21 protein-coding genes are annotated in these 21,017 nt (G+C 36.9%); 2 read left to right on the forward strand and 19 right to left on the reverse strand.

Going from position 1 to position 21,017, the window contains the following annotated elements; all coding sequences use genetic code 11:
• Window positions 1-14: 14 nt before the first annotated feature.
• From ACHABU_RS12555 to ACHABU_RS12580, 6 genes are all read right to left on the reverse strand, one after another.
• Complete coding sequence (locus ACHABU_RS12555) at window positions 15-872, reverse strand: ABC transporter permease (RefSeq protein ID WP_435765244.1); 858 nt, start codon at window positions 870-872, stop codon at window positions 15-17.
• Window positions 865-2,064 (reverse strand): quaternary amine ABC transporter ATP-binding protein, encoded by a 1,200-nt coding sequence (locus tag ACHABU_RS12560; RefSeq protein ID WP_435765245.1) that lies wholly within the window; start codon window positions 2,062-2,064, stop codon window positions 865-867. The genes ACHABU_RS12555 and ACHABU_RS12560 overlap by 8 nt, the downstream gene beginning before the upstream one ends.
• A gap of 464 nt (window positions 2,065-2,528) precedes the next feature.
• Window positions 2,529-3,902 carry a replicative DNA helicase gene (dnaB, locus tag ACHABU_RS12565; protein ID WP_435765246.1) on the reverse strand — a complete coding sequence of 458 codons (1,374 nt, stop codon included), beginning with the start codon at window positions 3,900-3,902 and terminating at the stop codon, window positions 2,529-2,531.
• A 138-nt stretch (window positions 3,903-4,040) separates the two neighbouring features.
• Complete coding sequence (rplI, locus tag ACHABU_RS12570) at window positions 4,041-4,487, reverse strand: 50S ribosomal protein L9 (protein ID WP_435765247.1); 447 nt, start codon at window positions 4,485-4,487, stop codon at window positions 4,041-4,043.
• Window positions 4,484-6,463, reverse strand: coding sequence for a DHH family phosphoesterase (locus ACHABU_RS12575; protein WP_435765248.1), 1,980 nt, complete (start codon window positions 6,461-6,463; stop codon window positions 4,484-4,486). The genes rplI and ACHABU_RS12575 overlap by 4 nt, the downstream gene beginning before the upstream one ends.
• A 32-nt stretch (window positions 6,464-6,495) precedes the next feature.
• Window positions 6,496-7,443, reverse strand: coding sequence for a YybS family protein (locus ACHABU_RS12580; RefSeq protein WP_435765249.1), 948 nt, complete (start codon window positions 7,441-7,443; stop codon window positions 6,496-6,498).
• Window positions 7,444-7,721: 278 nt separating this feature from the next.
• Between ACHABU_RS12580 and ACHABU_RS12585 the strand changes: the two genes are divergently transcribed.
• The gene (locus ACHABU_RS12585; RefSeq protein ID WP_435765250.1) at window positions 7,722-8,204 is read left to right on the forward strand and encodes a DUF1189 family protein; all 483 of its coding nucleotides are present in this window, start codon (window positions 7,722-7,724) and stop codon (window positions 8,202-8,204) included.
• A 239-nt stretch (window positions 8,205-8,443) separates the two neighbouring features.
• Here the strand turns inward: ACHABU_RS12585 and rpsR are convergent, their stop codons facing one another.
• From rpsR to ACHABU_RS12620, 7 genes are all read right to left on the reverse strand, one after another.
• Complete coding sequence (gene rpsR, locus ACHABU_RS12590; protein ID WP_435765251.1) at window positions 8,444-8,674, reverse strand: 30S ribosomal protein S18; 231 nt, start codon at window positions 8,672-8,674, stop codon at window positions 8,444-8,446.
• Between the two features lie 21 nt (window positions 8,675-8,695).
• The gene (gene ssb, locus ACHABU_RS12595; RefSeq protein WP_435765252.1) at window positions 8,696-9,211 is read right to left on the reverse strand and encodes a single-stranded DNA-binding protein; all 516 of its coding nucleotides are present in this window, start codon (window positions 9,209-9,211) and stop codon (window positions 8,696-8,698) included.
• Window positions 9,212-9,226: 15 nt separating this feature from the next.
• Window positions 9,227-9,514: a 30S ribosomal protein S6 gene (rpsF, locus tag ACHABU_RS12600; protein ID WP_435765253.1), complete on the reverse strand. Its 288-nt coding sequence runs from the start codon at window positions 9,512-9,514 to the stop codon at window positions 9,227-9,229.
• A 217-nt stretch (window positions 9,515-9,731) separates the two neighbouring features.
• Window positions 9,732-10,832 (reverse strand): redox-regulated ATPase YchF, encoded by a 1,101-nt coding sequence (gene ychF / locus ACHABU_RS12605; RefSeq protein ID WP_435765254.1) that lies wholly within the window; start codon window positions 10,830-10,832, stop codon window positions 9,732-9,734.
• 272 nt (window positions 10,833-11,104) lie between these two features.
• Complete coding sequence (locus ACHABU_RS12610; protein WP_379496695.1) at window positions 11,105-11,305, reverse strand: DUF951 domain-containing protein; 201 nt, start codon at window positions 11,303-11,305, stop codon at window positions 11,105-11,107.
• A 39-nt stretch (window positions 11,306-11,344) separates the two neighbouring features.
• On the reverse strand, window positions 11,345-12,244 hold the full coding sequence (locus tag ACHABU_RS12615) for a mechanosensitive ion channel family protein (RefSeq protein ID WP_435765255.1): 900 nt from the start codon (window positions 12,242-12,244) through the stop codon (window positions 11,345-11,347).
• A gap of 20 nt (window positions 12,245-12,264) precedes the next feature.
• Complete coding sequence (locus ACHABU_RS12620) at window positions 12,265-13,287, reverse strand: YkvI family membrane protein (RefSeq protein ID WP_435765256.1); 1,023 nt, start codon at window positions 13,285-13,287, stop codon at window positions 12,265-12,267.
• A gap of 89 nt (window positions 13,288-13,376) precedes the next feature.
• Between ACHABU_RS12620 and yyaC the strand changes: the two genes are divergently transcribed.
• A complete protein-coding gene (yyaC, locus tag ACHABU_RS12625) occupies window positions 13,377-14,000 on the forward strand; it encodes a spore protease YyaC (RefSeq protein WP_435765257.1) in 624 nt (207 codons plus the stop codon).
• Window positions 14,001-14,120: 120 nt separating this feature from the next.
• Here yyaC and ACHABU_RS12630 read toward each other — a convergent pair whose 3' ends face one another.
• From ACHABU_RS12630 to mnmG, 6 genes are all read right to left on the reverse strand, one after another.
• Window positions 14,121-14,831, reverse strand: a complete 711-nt coding sequence (locus ACHABU_RS12630) for a DUF554 domain-containing protein (protein WP_435765258.1) — start codon at window positions 14,829-14,831, stop codon at window positions 14,121-14,123.
• Between the two features lie 591 nt (window positions 14,832-15,422).
• Window positions 15,423-16,259: a ParB/RepB/Spo0J family partition protein gene (locus ACHABU_RS12635; protein ID WP_435765259.1), complete on the reverse strand. Its 837-nt coding sequence runs from the start codon at window positions 16,257-16,259 to the stop codon at window positions 15,423-15,425.
• Window positions 16,240-17,013 (reverse strand): ParA family protein, encoded by a 774-nt coding sequence (locus ACHABU_RS12640; protein ID WP_435765260.1) that lies wholly within the window; start codon window positions 17,011-17,013, stop codon window positions 16,240-16,242. The genes ACHABU_RS12635 and ACHABU_RS12640 overlap by 20 nt, the downstream gene beginning before the upstream one ends.
• A 175-nt stretch (window positions 17,014-17,188) precedes the next feature.
• Window positions 17,189-18,043 (reverse strand): nucleoid occlusion protein, encoded by an 855-nt coding sequence (noc, locus tag ACHABU_RS12645; RefSeq protein ID WP_435765261.1) that lies wholly within the window; start codon window positions 18,041-18,043, stop codon window positions 17,189-17,191.
• A 271-nt stretch (window positions 18,044-18,314) separates the two neighbouring features.
• Window positions 18,315-19,031 (reverse strand): 16S rRNA (guanine(527)-N(7))-methyltransferase RsmG, encoded by a 717-nt coding sequence (gene rsmG, locus ACHABU_RS12650; protein WP_435765262.1) that lies wholly within the window; start codon window positions 19,029-19,031, stop codon window positions 18,315-18,317.
• An 81-nt stretch (window positions 19,032-19,112) separates the two neighbouring features.
• Entirely contained in the window at window positions 19,113-20,999 is a 1,887-nt protein-coding gene (gene mnmG, locus ACHABU_RS12655; RefSeq protein WP_435765263.1) for a tRNA uridine-5-carboxymethylaminomethyl(34) synthesis enzyme MnmG, read from the reverse strand.
• Window positions 21,000-21,017: the final 18 nt, after the last annotated feature.

Here is a 21,017-nt window from a genome sequence, read left to right on the forward strand (position 1 = left end):
TAGCCAACGAATAATTAAGCTTCCTTGCGATTGATATTTTGTGTAATTCGATCGATAATAATCGCTAGAATAACAATTCCGATCCCTGCGACAAAGCCTGGTCCTACGCTTGCACGTTGTAAGGAAGAGAGAACCTCTTTACCTAGACCTGGCGCGCCAATCATCGATGCGATAACAACCATGGATAATGCAAGCATTACCGTCTGGTTAATCCCAGCCATAATGGTAGCTTTCGCCATTGGCAGCTCTACCTTAAATAGTTTCTGTGCACCTGTACTACCAAATGCATCAGCAGCCTCAACCAAGTCATTCGATACTTGTCTAATTCCTAAATTAGTAAAACGTACCGTTGGGGGTGTTGCAAAAATAAGTGATGCAAAAACACCTGGTACCATCCCAATTCCAAAAAATGCAACGGCAGGGATTAAATAAACAAATGCCGGCATGGTTTGCATAAAATCTAATATTGGTGTGAAAATTGTATTAGCTACCTTGCTCTTCGACATTAATATCCCAATTGGCACCCCGATAACGACGGATAACATACTAGCAAGCAATACGAGGGTGACTGTATTCATCAAGTCTTCCCAATGGCCTTGATTATAAATTAGCCACAGCCCCACAATAGAAAATGCAGCGAGTCCAAATCTCTTACCAGTGACAAAAAATGCAATAAGGGCAACTAGGATAATAAAAATAATAGGTGGGATGTTCATTAATACACCCTCAGCAACGAATTCCATAAGATTCCCAAAGTGTTCCTTAATTGGATCAAATAGAAATGCAAACGTTTCTTTTAACCAATCTGTCACAGCCTCTGTTGCTTCTGATATAGGTATTACGGGAACAAAATCCAACATGTTATTAAGCATTTTCTAAATTCACCTCGCCATCCCCAGCTAAAGCGGCAATTACAGCTCCACGAACGATAATTCCTTTTAGTTTGTTATCTTCAACGACCGCAACAGGTGTTTGTGAGTCATGAATAATGGCAAATATATCATGCATCGTTGTATCTGGATTAACTTTAGGAATATCCGTTCGTAAAATATCCTGTAAATTACTACTTTCTTTCTTACGTGCATCGGAAGCATCTTCTGCTGTAACATAGCCTTTTAAATCACGTTTACCATCAATTACCAAAATACTTGAGATTCCCTCTTCGCGCATACGTTCGAGAGCAACACGTGGGCCATGTTTTTCTATATTTACTGTCTCTGGTCGTTTCATAATATGATGTGCCGTTAGTATCTTGGATCTATCTACATCCTCCACAAATTTTTCCACATAATCATCTGCTGGATGCACTAAAATTTCTTCAGGTGTCCCAATCTGAACAACAACCCCATCTTTCATCAAGGCAATATGATCGCCTAAACGCAGCGCTTCATCTAAGTCATGAGTGATAAAGATAATGGTCTTCTTCATAGAAGATTGTAAATCAATCAGCTCGTCCTGCATTTCTTTACGAATCAGTGGATCCAATGCAGAGAATGCTTCATCCATCAATAATACTTTCGGGTCGTTGGCTAATGCACGGGCTAAACCAACGCGCTGTTGCATCCCACCAGATAATTGTCCTGGCTTCTGGTGCTTATAGTCACCTAGTCCAACTAAATTCAAAGCCTCTTCAGCCTTTTTCTTGCGTTCTTCTTTTGGTACGTTTTGAATTTCCAAACCATACTCTGCATTTTCTATAATCGTTCGATGTGGAAATAGAGCAAATTGCTGAAAAACCATACTCATCTTTTCTCTACGCGCTTTTCGCAACGATTTTTTATCCATCTTCGCCAAATCTACCCCATCAATTAAAATACTTCCTTCTGTTGGTTCAATAAGGCGATTCAGCAAACGTACTAAAGTGGATTTCCCACTACCGGACAGCCCCATGATGACAAAGATTTCTCCTTCTTCCACTGTAAAACTGGCACGGTTCACACCTACTGTATTACCAGTTTCCTTCAAAATGTCTTCTTTAGATAATCCTTTATCCATCAGTTTTAATGTTTGTTTTGAATTTTTACCAAAAATTTTTGATAAATTCTTTGTTTCAATTATTGGCACATCTTTCACCTCTTATAGTTCATTTTTGCCTCTTTTTGACGAAATATGTAAAACGATCGTATGGTCGTATAGTCGCACTACCATTATATCATCTTGTAAACACGGGAAAAAAATGAATCTAATTTTGATTCATTTAGGATAAATTCTTAATTCCGCACTGCTTTTCATCAACTTATTAAGTTTAAACGTAATAAATACTTATTACAAACCTTAAAAATAGCTGTTTTCGTAGGTAATTACTGGCAAATTTGCTTGTATCCTTCGTAAATCGAAATAACATACATTTGCTCATCATTCCTTTAAAATACGAATGAATAATTGGGAAATAGGTCTGCTTTCTAGAAGATTGGGGCCGCGGTTACCCATTCCTTCGTAAAGAATTGTAATTATTGAAGCTATAATCTTTAAACATTAGTGAAAGGACAAAAATAAAAAACAGCCAATGGCTGCTTTTTATTTTATTGCTATGCCTGCATCATCGCAGGAGGAACATCTCCCTCTTGATAACGATGATCCAAATCAACGAATTTATTATATTCTTTCACAAATGCAAGCTCAACCGTTCCAGTTGGCCCATTACGTTGCTTGGCGATAATAATCTCGATAATATTCTGTTTCTCTGTTTCCTTATCATAGTAATCATCACGATATAGAAATCCCACAATATCTGCATCTTGCTCAATACTTCCAGATTCACGAATATCTGACATCATCGGTCGCTTATCCTGACGTGATTCCACACCACGGGAAAGCTGAGATAATGCAATCACCGGAACTTTTAACTCTCTTGCCAGTGCTTTTAAAGATCGTGAAATTTCTGAAACTTCCTGCTGACGGTTTTCACGTGAACTCCCACTACCTTGTATAAGCTGCAAGTAATCTATTAAAATCATACCTAGCCCATGCTCCTGTTTTAGACGACGGCATTTGGACCGAATTTCACTAACACGAATTCCGGGAGAATCATCAATATAGATTCCTGCATTGGATAATGACCCCATTGCCATTGTCAGTTTTCCCCAGTCGTCTGCCTCTAATTGTCCATTACGAAGCCGTTGTGAATCTATATTCCCTTCAGCACAAAGCATACGCTGAACAAGCTGCTCTGCACCCATTTCAAGACTGAAAATGGCTACATTTTGTTCCGTCTTCACTGCTACGTTTTGGGCAACATTTAAGGCAAATGCTGTTTTACCCACTGATGGACGTGCAGCAATAATGATTAAATCATTTGGCTGGAAACCTGACGTAATCCGATCTAAATCATGGAAACCGGTTGGAACCCCAGTAACATCACCACTTTGTTGATGAAGCTGCTCAATATTGTCATAAACATCAATTAATATATCTTTAATATTTTTAAAAGAGCCCGTATTTTTCCTGCCTGATACTTCGAGAATATTCTTTTCTGCATCATTCAGTACATCTTCAACTTCATCTTCCTTTTCAAAGGTGGAAGTAACAATATCTGTTGCAGTCCGGATCAATCGTCTGAGTATCGCCTTTTCCTCAACTATTTTGCTATAGTACTCAATGTTTGCAGCGGTTGGGACACTCTCGGCTACCTGTGATAGATAGGTTACACCGCCCGCTTCTTCTAACTGTTTCTTATTATTTAAAAAGGTAGTAACTGTGACAACATCAATTGGCTCACCTTTGTCTGATAAACTCATCATTGCAGCAAAGATCCTCTGATGACTTGCACGATAAAAATCTTCAGGTACGAGTAATTCTGATGCTGTCGAGAATGCTTGCGGCTCTAGAAATATTGCTCCAATTACCGATTGTTCCGCTTCTATATTATGTGGCGGTGTACGATCATTCCACGTTTGACTCATCGTTCTCTCCCCCTTTTTCAAAAGAGGTAAAATTATTTCCTCTTTATTTTTACCAAATTACACAAGCCAGCTGTCCAGACAGAAGAAATCGGCGATTAAGCCGATTTCAGTAAGGTACTATTTTTTAATCCTTTACGTTTACTGTTCACTTACATGTACTTTTACAGAACCAGAAACCTCAGGGTGAAGTTTCACTGGTACAGTTGTATAGCCTAATGCCCGAATTGGCTGATCCAGTTCAATTTTACGTTTATCAATCTTATATCCGTGTTGTTTATTTAGCGCATCACCAATTTGTTTACTTGTAATGGAACCGAACAAGCGACCACTTTCTCCTGATTTTGCTTTCAGTTCTATCGTTAATTCTGTTAACGTATCTTTAAGATTCATAGCTTCTTCTTTTTCCTGTTGCTCCATTTGACTACTTTTGCGCTTTTGAGCTTCCAATGCTTTCAAACTTCCTGCAGTTGCTTCCTCTGCAAGTTTATTTTTTAACAAATAATTACGTGCATATCCGTCGGGTACGTTTTTTACCTCACCTTTTTTTGCTTTGCCTTTTACATCTTTAAGAAAAATTACTTTCATTCCGATTCTCTCCCTTCATAATACTCATTCAAAATATCTATTAGAAATGCTTCTGAATCATTAATCGTTGTATCCTCTATTTGAGTAGCAGCATTTGTTAAATGGCCACCACCATTCATTTTCTCCATGATCACCTGTACGTTTATATCACCAAGCGATCTGGCACTAATACCAATTCTTCCATCACTTCTTTCAGAAATGACAAATGATGCTATTATTCCCGTCATCGTAAGCAACGTATCTGCAGTTTGTGCAATCAATACAGGGCTATATGCTGTACCTGATTCAGCTTTTGCTATTGCAATATGATCTCGGTAAATGTTGGCACGTTCAATTATTTTGCTGCGTTTGATATAAAGTTCCAAGTCTTCCTTCATAAATTGCTGCACCAAGACTGTATCAGCACCCTTGGAACGTAAATAAGAAGCAGCATCAAAAGTTCTGGAACCTGTTCGTAATGTAAAACCTTTTGTATCTACAATTATACCAGCCAGTAAAGCAGTCGCTTCAAGCATTTTCAACTTGGTTCCTTTTGGCTGATATTCCAGTAGCTCTGTTACCAGTTCCGCAGTGGAAGAAGCATATGGCTCCATATAAACCAATGTAGGGTTATCGATAAATTCCTCGCCTCTGCGGTGATGGTCAATAACAACCTTATAATCCGACTTATTAAGCAGGCTTTCAACAGCTACCATAGAAGGTTTATGCGTATCTACAATGACTAGTAAACTTTTACTTGTTATCATTTCCTCTGCTTCGTCAGGTTCAACAAAATAGCTCCATAATTCTTCATCCGCTTTGATTGCATCAACTAAACGGTATACACCTGTATCCAAATCATCTGGGTCAAAAATAATATGCCCATTAATATTATTGATTTTTGCAATATTTAGCACACCTATGGCTGCACCAAGAGAATCCATATCTGGTGACTTGTGTCCCATGACAATGACATTATCACTCGCTTTTATCAATTCTTTTAATGCGTGGGATATCACACGTGCTCTGACACGTGTTCGTTTTTCCATCGGATTTGTTTTTCCTCCGTAAAAACGCACTTTGCCCTGATCCTCTTTAATTGCAACCTGGTCACCACCGCGCCCTAACGCCAAATCAAGACTGGATTGTGCGAGTTCTCCTAGCTCAGGCAAACTGATATTGCCCACCCCAACACCAATACTTAAGGTCACTGGATTATTCTCTGCTCCAATCATCTCTCGCACTTCATCTAAAATATCGAATTTAACCTTTTCCAGCTGTTGGAGAATTTCCTTCGTTCCAACCGCTAAAAATCTTTCTTGTGATGTACGTTTTAAAAACAACCCATAATGGCTGGACCAATTATTCAATACCGTGGTTACTTGAGAGTTCAATTGACTTTTCACAGTATCGTCCATGTTTTGGGTGATCTCTTCATAATTATCCAAGAAAATAATTGCCAATATCGTTTGTTCATCATGATAAAGCTGCTGCAATTCTTGCTGATCCGTTCGGTCCATTAAATAAAGCAATCGTTCGTCTCTCCTGATAACTGTGTGAAACTTGTAATCATTCAGTTCAAACCAAATGCTATCCTTATTCTCTTTAATCATTGGGATCAGATTTTCAGATAGTTTGTTAAGGGAATCACCAACAAGCGAGTTATGATTATTATCGCTAAATTTATTCATATATGGATTAGCCCATTCAATATTAAAATCTTCATTATAAAGAATAATTCCAAATGGCATCTCCAATAATGCTTCTTCCCCAACCTTTTTAATCCGGTGGGAAATCATGGATATATATTGCTCTGCTTCATGAAGAAGTGCTTTTTCTGTCCTAATACTATAATAAAAGGAAGCAGCCAAAACGACAGTCATAATGAGACCCAATATCCATTGAAAGTACCATGTGACACCGAGTAAAATAAGGGATAATAAATAAATTACCCACAAATGACTACTCAGTGTAGGTTTCTTTTGTAAGTCCGGCATCGCGTTCAGCTCCTATATCTCAAATCACCTATCTATTTATTTCCGTTTTTCAGGCGATCCCTTAGCCTAAAGCCTATATCAATTATACCTAAGATTCGAACGAAATAAAGCAAAAATGTCGGGAAAAGTATTGTAAGAACAATACTAAAAATTGGTATAAATTTTGACATCTTCTTATGATGGGCATAAAAGAATATAAATGAAAATCCTTGCAATGTCATTAATAGACCAGTAAGTACGATAACATTCTGTACCGCCATAAAATATATACCTGAAGGATCAAGATTAAAGAATGAAAGAAGTAAAGCAAAGAAATAAACCCATATTATTGATGTTGGGAATCTTAAATTTCGAAATGGCGGAAAACGGTGCTGTTTCCTTTCAATCCTGTTAATAAACTTATAACTAATCCATTGAGAGAGAAATGCAAGCAATATAGCAGATAAAGCTACACCTACAGGCAGCAGGTCAATTAGAACTTGTACTTGCAACTCCAACAGTTCCCCCATTGCTTCTGTTTGTTCTGCGGCACCGAATTGTTCCATTAACGACGCACTCATTTCAAAGGAGTCAGTTACAATTATCTCAAATTCCTCGACCCAGTTAACCGAAAATAGGACTTGGCTGAAAACAAAAACGAATAATAGACCAATAACAAAACCCAATGTTCCTCTGGCCCATGTTTCATATGGAGATAATCCTTTATAAATAGCACTACCTATTGTCAGGCCTCCCAATCCCATTAATACTGCTAACGGTAAAGAAAAGAATGTTGTAAAAAGTGTAGTTAACAACATGGCTACAGCAAACATTAACAAGGATGGCTTAAAGCCATATCTGGAAGCAAAAAATACAAATGGAATTGGTAGAAAGAACATGCTAATTATCGATAATACAGGAACAAAAATGGTAATTAACAATAGCACCATAAATATTGCCAACATTAATGCTCCGTCTGTCATTTTTCTAGATTGATTCATTCATTGCACCTCTATGCTAGTAAAAATATATTGATTGATACGTATTCTAATATGATAACATGATTTTTATAGAAAGGCTTGTCGGATAATGTAGGAATTCTTATTTCCCGGGCAATAAGAATTCAAGCCTGGCGCACCCTAAATGGAATGGTTGGTTTCTTATCTGTCAATATTTGTCACAATTTGAAAAATGTGATCTATTTTCCACAATGAGAGACGCATTCCTCTTTATTTTGCATTATAATGTTAATAATTACACATATATAAGGATGAAAATTATGAATTACCTACAAGTTTTTCTTAACAGTATTAAATTACCAAAGAAAGAAGCTATGTTCCGATTGAATCGAGTTGGAATGGATGTTGCAATCATTTATATGTTCATTCTTTTGGCTATCGTCTGTATTCCTGAATTTATTGAAAGGTTAAATGCTACTACCGGATTTGGATCAGAACTTAACTTTATCTTTAAATTCATCTATTTTTTTATGTTTTATTATCTTCCGTTGACCATTATTGCTATTGTTAGCCTCTCTCTTGTTGCTTATATCGGAAGAGGGATCGCTTATTTAATGCAACGCAAATTACGGTTTCCCATCCTTTGGAAAATGAGTGCATTCACAACCACGATTCCGTTCTTACTCTTTACTATTATCACATTCATTATTGATGTGAACGATACATATCTCTTATTTGCTTTTATATATACGATTGGATTATTAATAAAAATGATTTCAATCTATCCGAAAAGAAGAATGTAAGACTTACGTTGGTTGTTTAGGTGGGAAGGTAAATCCATACTATATTATTATTTTTATATGAAGGGGCTCGCCAGCCTCCTTAGGATGCGCGCAGTATATTTCCCCAGAGCGGTCGCCGAAGTAACCTATCCTAGTTCGCATTTTATCTCAACACTGCGAATTAAAAAGCAACTAACATTAATCAAATAGCCTAAATGAAAAACCTCAAAATCTAATCAAGATTTTGAGGTTTAATTATATTACTCAGAAACATATGGTAGTAATGCCATAGTACGAGCACGTTTAATAGATATTGTAAGTTTACGTTGGTATTTTGCAGATGTTCCAGTTACACGACGTGGAAGAATTTTTCCACGTTCAGAAATGAAACGTCTTAGCAAATCTACATCTTTATAATCGATATGTGTGATTCCGTTTGCAGTGAAATAACACACCTTACGACGCTTTGCGCGTCCGCGACGAGCTGCCATTGATACCCCTCCTTTTAGATTCTAAAATGGTAAATCATCGTCTGATATATCGATAGGCTCTCCATTATTTTTAAATGGATCGTCTTGATTTTGATTCTGACTCTGATTTTGATTTTGGTTCTGGTTCTGGTTCTGGTTCTGGTTTTTATTTTGAAATTGGTTCTGACTTCTGTTTTGCTGGGATCCTGATGAGTCCTGTCCTCCCTGAGGAGAGGAACCTTTTGACTCTAAAAATTGTACACTGTCTGCAACTATTTCAGTTACAAATACAGTTTTACCATCCTGTCCTTCAAATGTACGTGTCTGAACACGTCCATCCACACCGATCAAACTACCTTTTTTCATATAATTTGCAAGGTTTTCAGCCGGTCTACGCCAAACAACACAGTTAATGAAGTCGGCTTCACGGTTTCCTTGTTGATTTGAAAAAGGTCTATTTACTGCAACAGTAAAGTTAGCCACGGCAACGCCATTAGGTGTATAACGTAAATCAGGATCCTTCGTCAACCTGCCTACCAATACGACACGATTTAACATCAGAACCACTCCTTATTATTGTTCATCTCGAATTACAATATGACGAATAATATCATCAGAGAACTTAGCTAGGCGATCAAATTCGTTTATTGCTTCATCACCACTGCTGAAGCTTATAATAATATAATATCCATCACGATAGTCATTGATTTCATAAGCAAGACGTTTCTTGCCTTTTTCATCTACTTTTGCAATCTCCGCCCCATTATCTGTTAGGATCTTGTTAAAACGCTCAACTAAAGCTGTTTGAGCTTCCTCTTCAATGTCTGGGCGGACGATATACATAATTTCGTATTTTCTCATCCGTTACACCTCCTTTTGGTCTTAGCGGCCCCTATCTGTCACAAACATTATCTGTTCATCTCAGGTAAGAGCAAGGAATAATCATAATCTAATTACTCACAATGATGAATTATACCAAATTTTACTTCGTTTGACAAGTACTCGAGAGATCCTAATTATACGTTATGGTAATTTTTACTGTTTAACCCACACCTAGCTACCGTGTTTAAATAACTTTCTATACATTAAATCGGAAATGAATGACGTCTCCATCCTTAACAATATATTCTTTACCTTCCAAGCGAACTTTCCCTTTTTCGCGTGCATGTCCCATAGATTCTGCTTCAACAAGATCATTATAGGAAACTGTTTCTGCCCGGATAAAGCCTTTTTCAAAATCGGTATGGATAATTCCTGCTGCTTGTGGAGCCTTAATCCCTTTGCGGAATGTCCACGCACGCACTTCCTGAACACCTGCAGTAAAGTAGGTTGCCAGACCCAATAGACTATATGAAGCTTTAATCAACTTATCGAGCCCTGATTCTGTGATACCTAAATCTTCCAGGAACATTTCTTTCTCCTCTGGATCCAATTCAGATATTTCCTCTTCAATCTTTGCACAAATAACAATAACTTCTGCATTTTCCTTTGCAGCAAATGCTTTAACCTTTTGCACATTTTCATTTGAATCAGGATCAGTAATTTCTTCTTCACTTACATTTGCTACATATAACGTCGGCTTGCTTGTTAACAAATGGAGACCTCTTACAACCTTCTGCTGATCTTCGGTAAATTCCATAGCCCGTACCGGTTTTTCATCTTCTAAACCGTCTTTTATTTTCACAAGTACATCGTGTTCAGCTACTGCATCTTTATCTTTTTGTCTTGCAAGTTTTTCAACACGGTGAAAACGTTTATTGACGGTTTCCAAATCTGCCAAGATCAACTCCAAGTTAATAATTTCAATATCATCAATTGGGTCAACCTTACCCGATACATGGGTAATGTTCTCATCCACAAAACATCGGACTACCTGACAAATCGCATCCACCTGGCGAATATGTGAAAGAAATTGGTTTCCTAACCCCTCCCCTTTGCTCGCACCTTTTACGATACCGGCGATATCAGTGAATTCAAAAGCTGTTGGTACCGTTTTTTTTGGTTTTACTAATTCAGTTAATTTATTTAAGCGTTCGTCAGGTACTTCTACAATTCCCACATTTGGATCGATCGTTGCAAATGGGTAGTTTGCCGCTTCTGCTCCAGCTTGTGTAATTGCGTTAAATAGTGTAGATTTCCCCACATTCGGAAGTCCGACGATTCCTGCTGTTAATGCCATTAAACTTTCACTCCTTAAGGATTCCATTCAAATGAACGCGTTCGTTATTCCAATTATAGATAGTAGTAAGTAAAAAGACAAGCGAGTAAAAAGCAAAAATAGGCATATGATGGATGCCTATTTTTGCGTTGAACCCTATTACTTTTAATTTTTTATATCTCTTTATGCTTCTATAATACTATTTCAAGAGCAATATAGTCAATTTTAACTATTTTTAAATTATTTATCAAAGACGTATATTCTTGAAAAGTATTTTATAATTGCAACAAACTCTAATTTAATTCCTCTGCTTTTTCGATGACCTTTTTCATCTTTTTTGCAAATTCTTTTCGTGGAATCATTACACTATGTCCACAACCAAGGCACTTAATCCGGATATCCATGCCTAAACGAATCACTTTCCATCGATTTTCCCCACATGGATGCGGTTTTTTCATTTGTACAACGTCATTTAATCCAAATTCTTTTTCCATTTCGGGCTCTCCTTTTTTATCTATAATTATAACTAAAATTTAAAGCCCGCGCTCTCTATTTTCCCTCATTAATTTTTCTTTATCTTCATTGGAATACATAACAAGCCGTGGCGCTGGTATTTCAATGCCAGATTTATAAAGTTTGTCCTGCATTTCTTTTCGAATAACTCTTTCTCCTGCCCATTGGAACCCAGGCAATGTATCTGCAATGATACGAATTGCAAAGTGCGATACATCCAAATTCTGCACTCCGATTGTCTCCGGCGCACCAACAATATATTCATACTTTTCCGGCAGCGTAATCGCTACCTCGTCAATAATTTTCTCTGCATCTGCAACATTGCTCTCATAAGGGATATTAATATCAACTACTGCAAGCCCATTATGAAGGGAGTAATTCGTTACTTGTGTAACATTTCCATTAGGTAAAATATGCATTTCACCTGTCCAGCTCAAGACCTGTGTTGTTCGAAGTCCAATCTCCTCTACTGTTCCCTCCACACCGGAAACAGCTACATAATCTCCAACTGAGAATTGATCTTCAAAAATGATAAAGAATCCAGATATGATATCCCTGACCAGGTTCTGTGCACCGAAACCAATTGCCAAACCTATCACCCCGGCACCTGCAAGTAACGGCCCTACATCAAAGTTAAATACACCTAAAATCATTACGATTGCCATGAAGTAGACAACATATGCAACTACATTTTTAATCAGTTTTTTAAGTGTTTTTTCACGACGTTGTGAAATTCGAATGGGACCCCTTGTCCTGTTTGTAAAAGTCTTATCGACCAGTGACCTCGTAACCTTCACGATAGTTGTCGCGATGATAATAATAACGGTAATTCTTACGAAAGCTGAGATCAATATAGTCCATAATTCCGGACCTGTTATATATGTCCATAATACTGATAATTGTTCATTAATTATTTCCATTTCTATCCTCCAAAATTCAATTACTTCCATTTGTCCAACTTACTCCATAGTGGATACAATAATAATCTAGCTAATATATACAAATTAAGTATCCCATATATGGGGTATATAATGCTAATTAATGTTGAAAATCCAAATGTTGTTAGTGGAAGCATTAAAACTAACGTACCAATAGCTATTGACTGTAATGGTTTCTGAAAATACTCCTGTAATCTAGTAACAATTCCCAGCATCCCAGAAGCTGCTGTTGTAAAAATAGCAAACCACAAAAGAATCGACATAAGAATCAGTATCTCAAATGGGTAATGCTTTAATATGGCAAACAAAGGGATTTCATACAAAAGGATTTCATCTGCAATTTGAATCAGACTATTATTATAAATATAGGAGATGCTACCGAGACAAATGCCGCTTCCCAAGCAGGCAATCATTATTTCCTTTTTCGATTGAACCTTATTCCCAATCGCTCCAAGAACTGCTACAAGCGGCAAAATATTTAAAGCTGTAAATGGAAAGGCAGCCATCCAATTTCGTTGTTCATGCCAATGTGAGAACAACGCCAATTCCTGATCGATGGTGAACATAATTAGAATATACAGCATTCCTCCAAGTAGAATCGGCAGGATGAATTGGTTTATGCTTAAAAGCCCATTAACTCCTTTACTAAACAATAAAACCAAGGCTACAACAATAATACCTATTCCCATCCAGTAGGGGAAATTAAACGCCTGACCGGTTGCACCACTACCAGCAATCATGATTACTGTCGTTGTAAATAAATATAATAAAATCATAACATCAAATGCACCAGTTAATCTTTTTCCTACAATCTCCTGAAGCACCGGTAAGTAATGGGGTGATTTCAATCTATAGCTTATATTCATAATCACCGAACAACAAATTGAAAATAATACCGTAAATAATAATATAGCAAGTCCACTTTCATGTCCAAAAAATTGCCATAATTCCCTGCCCGAAGCATACCCAGCACCAATCGTTGTACCAATTATTAAAAACATCCATTTAAAGCCAGCTCCCCACATTTTGCTTCCTCCAATATTTTTAATATTCGTATGTATAGTTCGTTAAAAAAATCCGTATACTATACCAATATGTTTCGGGAGGATAAGCTATGAATCTAAACAATCGATTTGACAAATCTGCTGATTATTTCCGTATGCCACATACAGACGCTGAGCTTTCCATTTTAATGAGCGAAAGGATTATATCCTGGTTTCCGGAAATCCCTCGTGAATATGTAATTCTCTGTATAGGAACCGACCGTTCTACAGGAGATGCATTAGGTCCATTAGCCGGTACGTTTTTTCAAGAAACAAAGCCAAAACATATGCAGATTTATGGAACACTACGTAAACCGGTACATGCCATAAATTTACATGAAGCAATTGATAGAATAAAAGAAAACCATAGGAACCCTTTTATTATCGCAATTGATGCTTGTCTCGGACGGAATGCTTCAATCGGGCATATTATTACAGAAAAGGGTTCATTACAGCCAGGGTCTGCTTTAAATAAATCCCTGCCTGCCATCGGAGATATAAGCATCACTGGAGTTGTCAATATTAGTGGATTTATGGAGCATTCTATTTTACAAAATACTAGACTGTCAATTGTTATTGATATGGCTAGAGAAATATCTAAAGTTTTGGATAGCGTTGATCGGAGTTTAACCTACCATTTATCCCCTACTGTTATTATTTCAAAGAACCAGAAACCCAATAAATGGACCGTCTGACTTTGTATGCAACCAATTAAAAACAGCAATGTATGAACGATTACATACAAAAAACACACACGTTATTAATTACAATAAACGTGTGTGTTTTTACCTGTCTCCTTTTATTTCAATCTATTTTTAGTGAATTATAAGTTGATAAATATAATAAATACATCCTACAGTTGCTATAGCAGGCAATAGATTACCTATTCTTATTTGAGTTATCTTTAGGAGATTTAAACCAATTGCTACAATAAGTAATCCGCCTACTGCAGTCAATTCGACAATCATTCCGTTCAAAAATGACTCTGGTATCCATTTTTCGATTTGCGTTGCCAACAAGGCAATAGCACCCTGATAAAGAACGACCGGTATGACCGATAGAATTACTCCAAAACCCAAAGTAGTTGTTAACACAAGCGCAGCAAAACCATCAATCACACCTTTGGTTATCAACACTTCATGGTCGCCTCTAATACCGCTATCCAAAGCTCCGATAATGGCCATTGCACCAATACAAAATATTAATGTTGCTGTAATAAACCCTTGCGCAACACTAAATTCACTTCCTGATGATGTAAATTTACTACCTATCCATTGACCAAGTCTATTTAACCCCTCTTCCAAACGAATGAGTTCACCAATAATTGCACCCGATAACAAGCTTAGGAGAAGAATAATAATCTGTTCAGTCACAAATGCCATTTGCAGACCTATTAGCACTACCGCCAGACCTATACCTTGCATCACTGTTTCTTTATATCTTTCAGGGATTTTGGTGAAAAATAACCCAAGAATACTTCCTATTATTATTAATAGTCCATTTATTAATGTTCCAAATAAAATCATCGCTATCTCTCCAACATATGTTTTCGTAATGCTCTTTCTAACGAATGTTCCACGTGGAACATTCGTTAGAAAGAGATAAAAATTCAGAACCAATTAATTTAGCATTTCATCCGACTTCAGATTCTGCTTCTCGAATTACCTACTTTATTTAGAAAATTACTTTCACAAAAGGTTCTTTCTATAGATTTTTTATAGTATTTTGTTACATTATAATCCTCGTAGTTGAGATAAACTGCGAAGTAACTGGTGGCTGATATCCATGGACATGTGCTATTGCTGCCGTCCGGAATCGCTCTGGGAAATATACGAAGACTCCAGCGGGAGGAAAGGCATAGGTGAGACTCTGAAATGCGTTAGCATGAAGAGGCTCACCAGCCGCCCGCGAACCGCAAGTATATTTCCCAGAGCGTTCGCCAAAGTTTCTGCATACTGATAGAAAACCAGCAGTTACTTCGCAATTTATATCTTTTATGAAATAACAACAATTCCCCTTCGGTGGGATAAGTAAGTGCTGTCTCAATCTTCTAGATAAACCTTTAATAAAATAAATTAAAAGACTGACGATTGCTTTGTCAGCCTTGTGATAGATGTCTATTTATCCAAAAATTCAATGATCCGGTTTAAATCTTCATCATTATAAAATTCAATTTCTATTTTTCCCTTGCGTTTACCTTTATGAATATTTACGGCTGTACCTAATCGTTCTCTCAAGGCAGTTTCTCTTTCCTCAATAAAAACATCTTTTTTAGGCTTTTCTGTTTTTCTGGAAGGTCTTTCATTTAATTCTATAATTAACTTTTCAACTTGTCGTACATTTAGCTTTTCCTGCCGAATTTTATTAACAAATGGCATTATTTTGTCCTTATCTTTCAATCCAAGTAAAGCACGACCGTGCCCCATTGATAATTCTCCGTTATTTATATAGGCAACTACCTGATTTGGGAGAGAAAGTAAGCGAACAATATTCGCAATATGAGATCTGCTTTTACCCAAACGTTTTGATAATTCTTCTTGGGTAACCTTCAGCTCACTCATTAAATTCGCATAGGCATGTGCTTCTTCTATCGGTGTTAAATCTTCACGCTGCAGGTTTTCCAACAGTGCAATTTCCATCATTTTTTCATCGGATAAGTCCTTTACGATGACAGGAATGGTTTTCAGCCCCGCTTCTTTTGCAGCACGAAATCGTCTTTCACCAACAACAATCTCATACCCTTTGATACTTTTCCGTGCAATCAATGGTTGAATGATACCATATTCTAAAATTGATTCTTTTAATTCCTCAATTGCATCCGCATGAAATGTTTTTCTAGGTTGATATGGATTTGGTCTACATTCTGTGATAGCAATTTCTTGAATGGAAGCATCTTCTTGTTTTTCAATTTCAGGAAAAAAGGCGTTTAACCCTTTACCTAACCCTTTCGCCATTAACCATCACTTCCTTCGCTAATTCAAGATAAACTTCGGCACCTTTGGACTTTGGATCATAAATAATGATCGGCAAACCGTGACTTGGTGCCTCTCCCAACCTTACATTTCTCGGTATGATTGTTTTATAGACTTTATCCTGAAAATATTTCTTTACTTCTTCAATGACTTGAATTCCCAAATTCGTTCTCGCATCGAGCATTGTTAGCAGCACACCCTCTATCATAAGATGTTTATTTAAATGCTTTTGAACGAGACGTATGGTATTTAATAATTGGCTAAGTCCTTCCAATGCATAGTATTCACACTGAACAGGAATCATTACCGTATCTGAGGCAGTAAGTGCGTTAATCGTTAATAACCCTAGTGATGGAGGACAATCTATAATTATATAATCATACTCTTCTTTTAAGCTTTCTAGAGCCTTTTTCAATCGTATCTCTCTTGAAATAATTGGAACCAACTCAATTTCAGCACCAGCAAGCTGAATGGTTGCAGGTATTATATCTAAGTTGCTTACATTTGTTGGAATTACAACCTCTTCAGCAGGTAAATCTTCAACGAGCACATTATAGATACAATTACTGACATCAGCTTTGTTGATCCCTACCCCACTCGTTGCATTTCCTTGTGGATCCGTATCAACAAGCAATACTTTATTTCCTAATGATGAAAGGCATGCACTAAGGTTTACTGATGAAGTTGTCTTTCCTACACCACCTTTTTGATTTGCGATGGACATTATTTTCCCCATGTTGACACCTACCTAACTATATAAATACTATATTATCATTATTTTCACCAAAAGGACTATTAATTTTACAATTTTAAAGAAATAGTAAATTAATCTTATAATGATTAACCACTACACAGAAATACCCATCTTGAAAGATATAAGATGGGTATAGAATAAATAAAGTATAATAAGATTATTTCTTTTTTGGTATTTTTATTGTGATTTGATAATAATCATCATGCTCTTTTTCATCGGATTCTACATCTACTCCTGTATCCGATACCATACTTAACGACTGACGAATCGTATTCATTGCTATGCGAATATCTTTATTAACACCTTTTAATTGGGGGCGTTTTCTCTTCGGTTCTTTCGGATCATTAATTTTAGCTATACGTTCTTCTGTTTGTTTTACATTAAGATCGTTATCTATAATCGCTTGTAGGACCATTAATTGTTTTTCCTTGTCCTTTAATTTAATTAAAGCTCGTGCATGCCGTTCTGTTATTATTTTATTCAATAAAGCTGACTGTACTTCATCCGGAAGCTTTAACAACCTGAGCTTATTAGCAATTGTTGACTGGTTTTTCCCCAGTCGTTGAGCTAAAGCTTCCTGTGTCAGTGAATGCAATTCAAGGAGCTTCGCATAGGCATGTGCTTCTTCAATAACCGTAAGCTCTTCACGTTGAAGGTTTTCAATTAATGCAATAGAAGCAGTTTCTGAATCTGTCATGTCTCGTATTATTGATGATATCTTATCCCAACCCAAAAATTGAACAGCCCGCCATCTACGCTCACCAGCGATAATTTCAAATTTTCCCTCGTCTATTTTCCTAACGACGATGGGTTGAATCATACCATGTGTTTTAATAGTTTGAGCCAATTCCTTAATTTTTTCTTCTTTAAAAATAGTCCTTGGCTGAAAACGGTTTGGTTGAATGTTCTCTATTTCAAGTTGAATCACTTCATCCGGAGTATAACCTACTTCGTCCGGTTCAGGACTCCCCTTATCCCCCATACCAAATATCCGATTAAAAGGATGTACCACTACCTGACACCACCTTCATAATTTAACAGTATAAACTAGTTTTCTATCTATGTATAAAATTGTTTCACGTGAAACAATTTGAATAATTTAATAAATTAATATAAAAATAGTATAGCATAATAATCTGTAATTAAGAAAAAACGCCACAGCATTGCTGCTGTGCGGTAGAATGCATTATTAATAAACCTATTTTACCATATCTGACCATGAAAAAGTAAAGAATAGTTTAATGCTTTTACTATTTATTTAGTTCAAGCATAAAAATAAGGAATCATTCTATGGGTTCTTTATTTGGCAGACCTGCTTTTCTTGGATATTTCTTTGGAGTTTTTCTCTTTTTATTTATAATAACAATAGAACGCTCACTTTCTTCTTGAGGAAGTTTAAAGGTGTGGAACGCAGCTGTTTCTCCACCCATCAATTCAATTGCATTTTTTCCATCTTGAAGTTCATTCTTAGCCTGGGAACCTTTCATTGCTATAAAAACGCCATCTTTCTTTACTAGTGGCAAGCATAATTCACTAAGTACAGACATTCGAGCTACTGCCCTTGCTGTTACAACATCATACGTCTCCCGGAATTGACTGTTTTTTCCAAAATTTTCTGCCCGATCATGATAGAAAGCCACATCTGACAATTTAAGCTCGGCTGCTAAATGATTAAGGAAACCAATTCTTTTTTGAAGTGAATCAACAATCGTTACCTTCAATTGAGGAAAACATATTTTTAATGGAATACTTGGAAATCCTGCACCTGCTCCGACATCACAAATTTGAAGTTCCTTATTCATATCATAATAAAAGGATGCTGTGATACAGTCAAAAAAGTGCTTTAAATAAACTTCTTCTTCAGCAGTAATTGCAGTTAAATTAATTTTTTCGTTCCCTTCAACCAATGTTCTAAAATATATAGAGAATTGCTGTTGTTGGAAATTATTTAATTCAATTCCTTGTTCTTTTAATGCGGTTACAAATTGTTCTGGATTCATTAGGATATCTCCTTCTTAGTAATTGAAAGATAGCAGCGTATTATGTTAATACGCCGCTATTTTCAAGTCTTATCCATTTAATTAGTTTGCGATACGAGCAATACTTCCTTGTTGAATATAAACAAGTAATATAGATACGTCTGCTGGGTTGACTCCTGAAATTCTGGAAGCTTGCCCTACTGACAGTGGGCGAACTTTTTTGAGTTTTTCCACCGCTTCCGTTGCTAGCCCATGAATATCATCGTAATCGATATCTATTGGTACCTTTTTATCTTCCATTTTTAGCATACGTTCTACTTGTTCTCTTGCCTTTTTAATATAACCTTCGTACTTAATTTGAATTCCTACTTGTTCTTTTACCTCATTATTAATTTCAGAATTACTTTCAATCATCCGATCGATCATTTCATAACTAAGCTCAGGGCGTTTCAATAAATCATATGCTTTAACCGCTTCTGTTAAGGGTGAAGCACCGGCTTCTACCATGATTTCATTAACTTCATCTGTTGGCTTAATTGTAATTTTGCTCAGACGTTTTTTCTCTTCTTCAACAAAACGCTTTTTCTCAACAAATTTATTATAACGGTCATCTGAAACAATTCCAAGAGCATGCCCTAATTCAGTAAGTCGCATATCGGCATTGTCATGACGCAATAGCAATCTATATTCTGCACGTGAGGTCAACAAACGATACGGGTCATTTGTACCTTTTGTTACAAGGTCATCAATCATAACACCGATATATGCTTGCGCTCGGTCTAAAACGACCGGATCTTTTCCAAGAATTTTAGCAGCAGCATTAATCCCTGCCATCAAGCCTTGGCCTGCAGCTTCCTCATATCCTGAAGTTCCGTTGATTTGCCCGGCTGTATACAAACCAGGGACTATTTTCGTTTCTAACGTTGGCCAAAGTTGGGTCGGCACGATAACATCATATTCAATTGCGTAACCCGGGCGCATGATTTGAGCATTTTCAAGACCTGGAATTGTTTTAAGCAATTCATGCTGAACATGTTCAGGAAGTGATGTTGACAAACCTTGTACATACACTTCTTCCGTATCCCTACCCTCTGGTTCAAGGAATATTTGATGGCGCGGCTTATCATTAAAACGAACAATTTTATCCTCAATGGATGGACAATAACGTGCACCCGCTCCACGTTTTGCACCAGAATACATCGCAGAAAGCCCTAGATTATTATTAATAACCTCGTGGGTAAATTCATTTGTATAGGTTAGCCAACACGGAAGCTGTTCTACCATTTGATCAGTTGTATCATGGGAAAAATACTTTGGATTTTCATCTCCAGGCTGAATCTCTGTTTTTGAATAGTCAACGGTATGACTATTTACACGTGGGGGTGTCCCTGTTTTAAATCGCGTTATATCAAAACCTAAGTCTTCCAGGTTTTTAGAGAGATTAACAGAAACGCGTTGGTTATTTGGTCCACTTTCATATTCCAAATGACCCATCAATACTTTTCCACGCATAAATGTACCAGTTGTTACGATAACCGCATCCGCATAGTAAGCCGTTTTTGATTCCGTAATAACCCCTTTACAAACGCCATCTTCAACGATTAATTCATCAACCATCCCTTGACGAACTGTCAAATTCTCTTCATTTTCTACTAACCTTTTCATTTCTTTCATATAAATAGGTTTGTCAGCCTGTGCACGTAATGCTTGTACAGCTGGGCCTTTCCCTGTATTTAACATTCTCATTTGAATATAGCTTTTATCTATCACTTTGCCCATTATTCCACCAAGGGCATCGATTTCACGTACAACAATTCCTTTTGCAGGCCCACCAATTGATGGGTTACACGGCATAAAGGCTATCATATCTAAATTCAACGTCAGCATTAATGTTTTTGCGCCCATGCGTGCAGCTGCATAACTAGCTTCTACTCCGGCATGACCGGCACCAATAACGATTACATCATACTTACCTGCATCGTATGTCATCTTATTTCATCCTTTCAA

Source organism: Oceanobacillus sp. CF4.6 (assembly GCF_051262635.1).
GTDB lineage: Bacteria > Bacillota > Bacilli > Bacillales > Amphibacillaceae > Oceanobacillus.

Coding starts and splice junctions, on each gene's coding strand:
- ACHABU_RS12555 (WP_435765244.1), bottom strand. CDS start 872: ATGCTTAATAACATGTTGGATTTTGTTCCCGTAATACCTATATCAGAA.
- dnaB (WP_435765246.1), bottom strand. CDS start 3,902: ATGAGTCAAACGTGGAATGATCGTACACCGCCACATAATATAGAAGCG.
- rplI (WP_435765247.1), bottom strand. CDS start 4,487: ATGAAAGTAATTTTTCTTAAAGATGTAAAAGGCAAAGCAAAAAAAGGT.
- ACHABU_RS12575 (WP_435765248.1), bottom strand. CDS start 6,463: ATGCCGGACTTACAAAAGAAACCTACACTGAGTAGTCATTTGTGGGTA.
- ACHABU_RS12580 (WP_435765249.1), bottom strand. CDS start 7,443: ATGAATCAATCTAGAAAAATGACAGACGGAGCATTAATGTTGGCAATA.
- ACHABU_RS12585 (WP_435765250.1), top strand. CDS start 7,722: ATGAATTACCTACAAGTTTTTCTTAACAGTATTAAATTACCAAAGAAA.
- rpsR (WP_435765251.1), bottom strand. CDS start 8,674: ATGGCAGCTCGTCGCGGACGCGCAAAGCGTCGTAAGGTGTGTTATTTC.
- ssb (WP_435765252.1), bottom strand. CDS start 9,211: ATGTTAAATCGTGTCGTATTGGTAGGCAGGTTGACGAAGGATCCTGAT.
- rpsF (WP_435765253.1), bottom strand. CDS start 9,514: ATGAGAAAATACGAAATTATGTATATCGTCCGCCCAGACATTGAAGAG.
- ychF (WP_435765254.1), bottom strand. CDS start 10,832: ATGGCATTAACAGCAGGAATCGTCGGACTTCCGAATGTGGGGAAATCT.
- ACHABU_RS12610 (WP_379496695.1), bottom strand. CDS start 11,305: ATGGAAAAAGAATTTGGATTAAATGACGTTGTACAAATGAAAAAACCG.
- ACHABU_RS12615 (WP_435765255.1), bottom strand. CDS start 12,244: ATGGAAATAATTAATGAACAATTATCAGTATTATGGACATATATAACA.
- ACHABU_RS12620 (WP_435765256.1), bottom strand. CDS start 13,287: ATGTGGGGAGCTGGCTTTAAATGGATGTTTTTAATAATTGGTACAACG.
- yyaC (WP_435765257.1), top strand. CDS start 13,377: ATGAATCTAAACAATCGATTTGACAAATCTGCTGATTATTTCCGTATG.
- ACHABU_RS12630 (WP_435765258.1), bottom strand. CDS start 14,831: ATGATTTTATTTGGAACATTAATAAATGGACTATTAATAATAATAGGA.
- ACHABU_RS12635 (WP_435765259.1), bottom strand. CDS start 16,259: ATGGCGAAAGGGTTAGGTAAAGGGTTAAACGCCTTTTTTCCTGAAATT.
- ACHABU_RS12640 (WP_435765260.1), bottom strand. CDS start 17,013: ATGGGGAAAATAATGTCCATCGCAAATCAAAAAGGTGGTGTAGGAAAG.
- rsmG (WP_435765262.1), bottom strand. CDS start 19,031: ATGAATCCAGAACAATTTGTAACCGCATTAAAAGAACAAGGAATTGAA.
- mnmG (WP_435765263.1), bottom strand. CDS start 20,999: ATGACATACGATGCAGGTAAGTATGATGTAATCGTTATTGGTGCCGGT.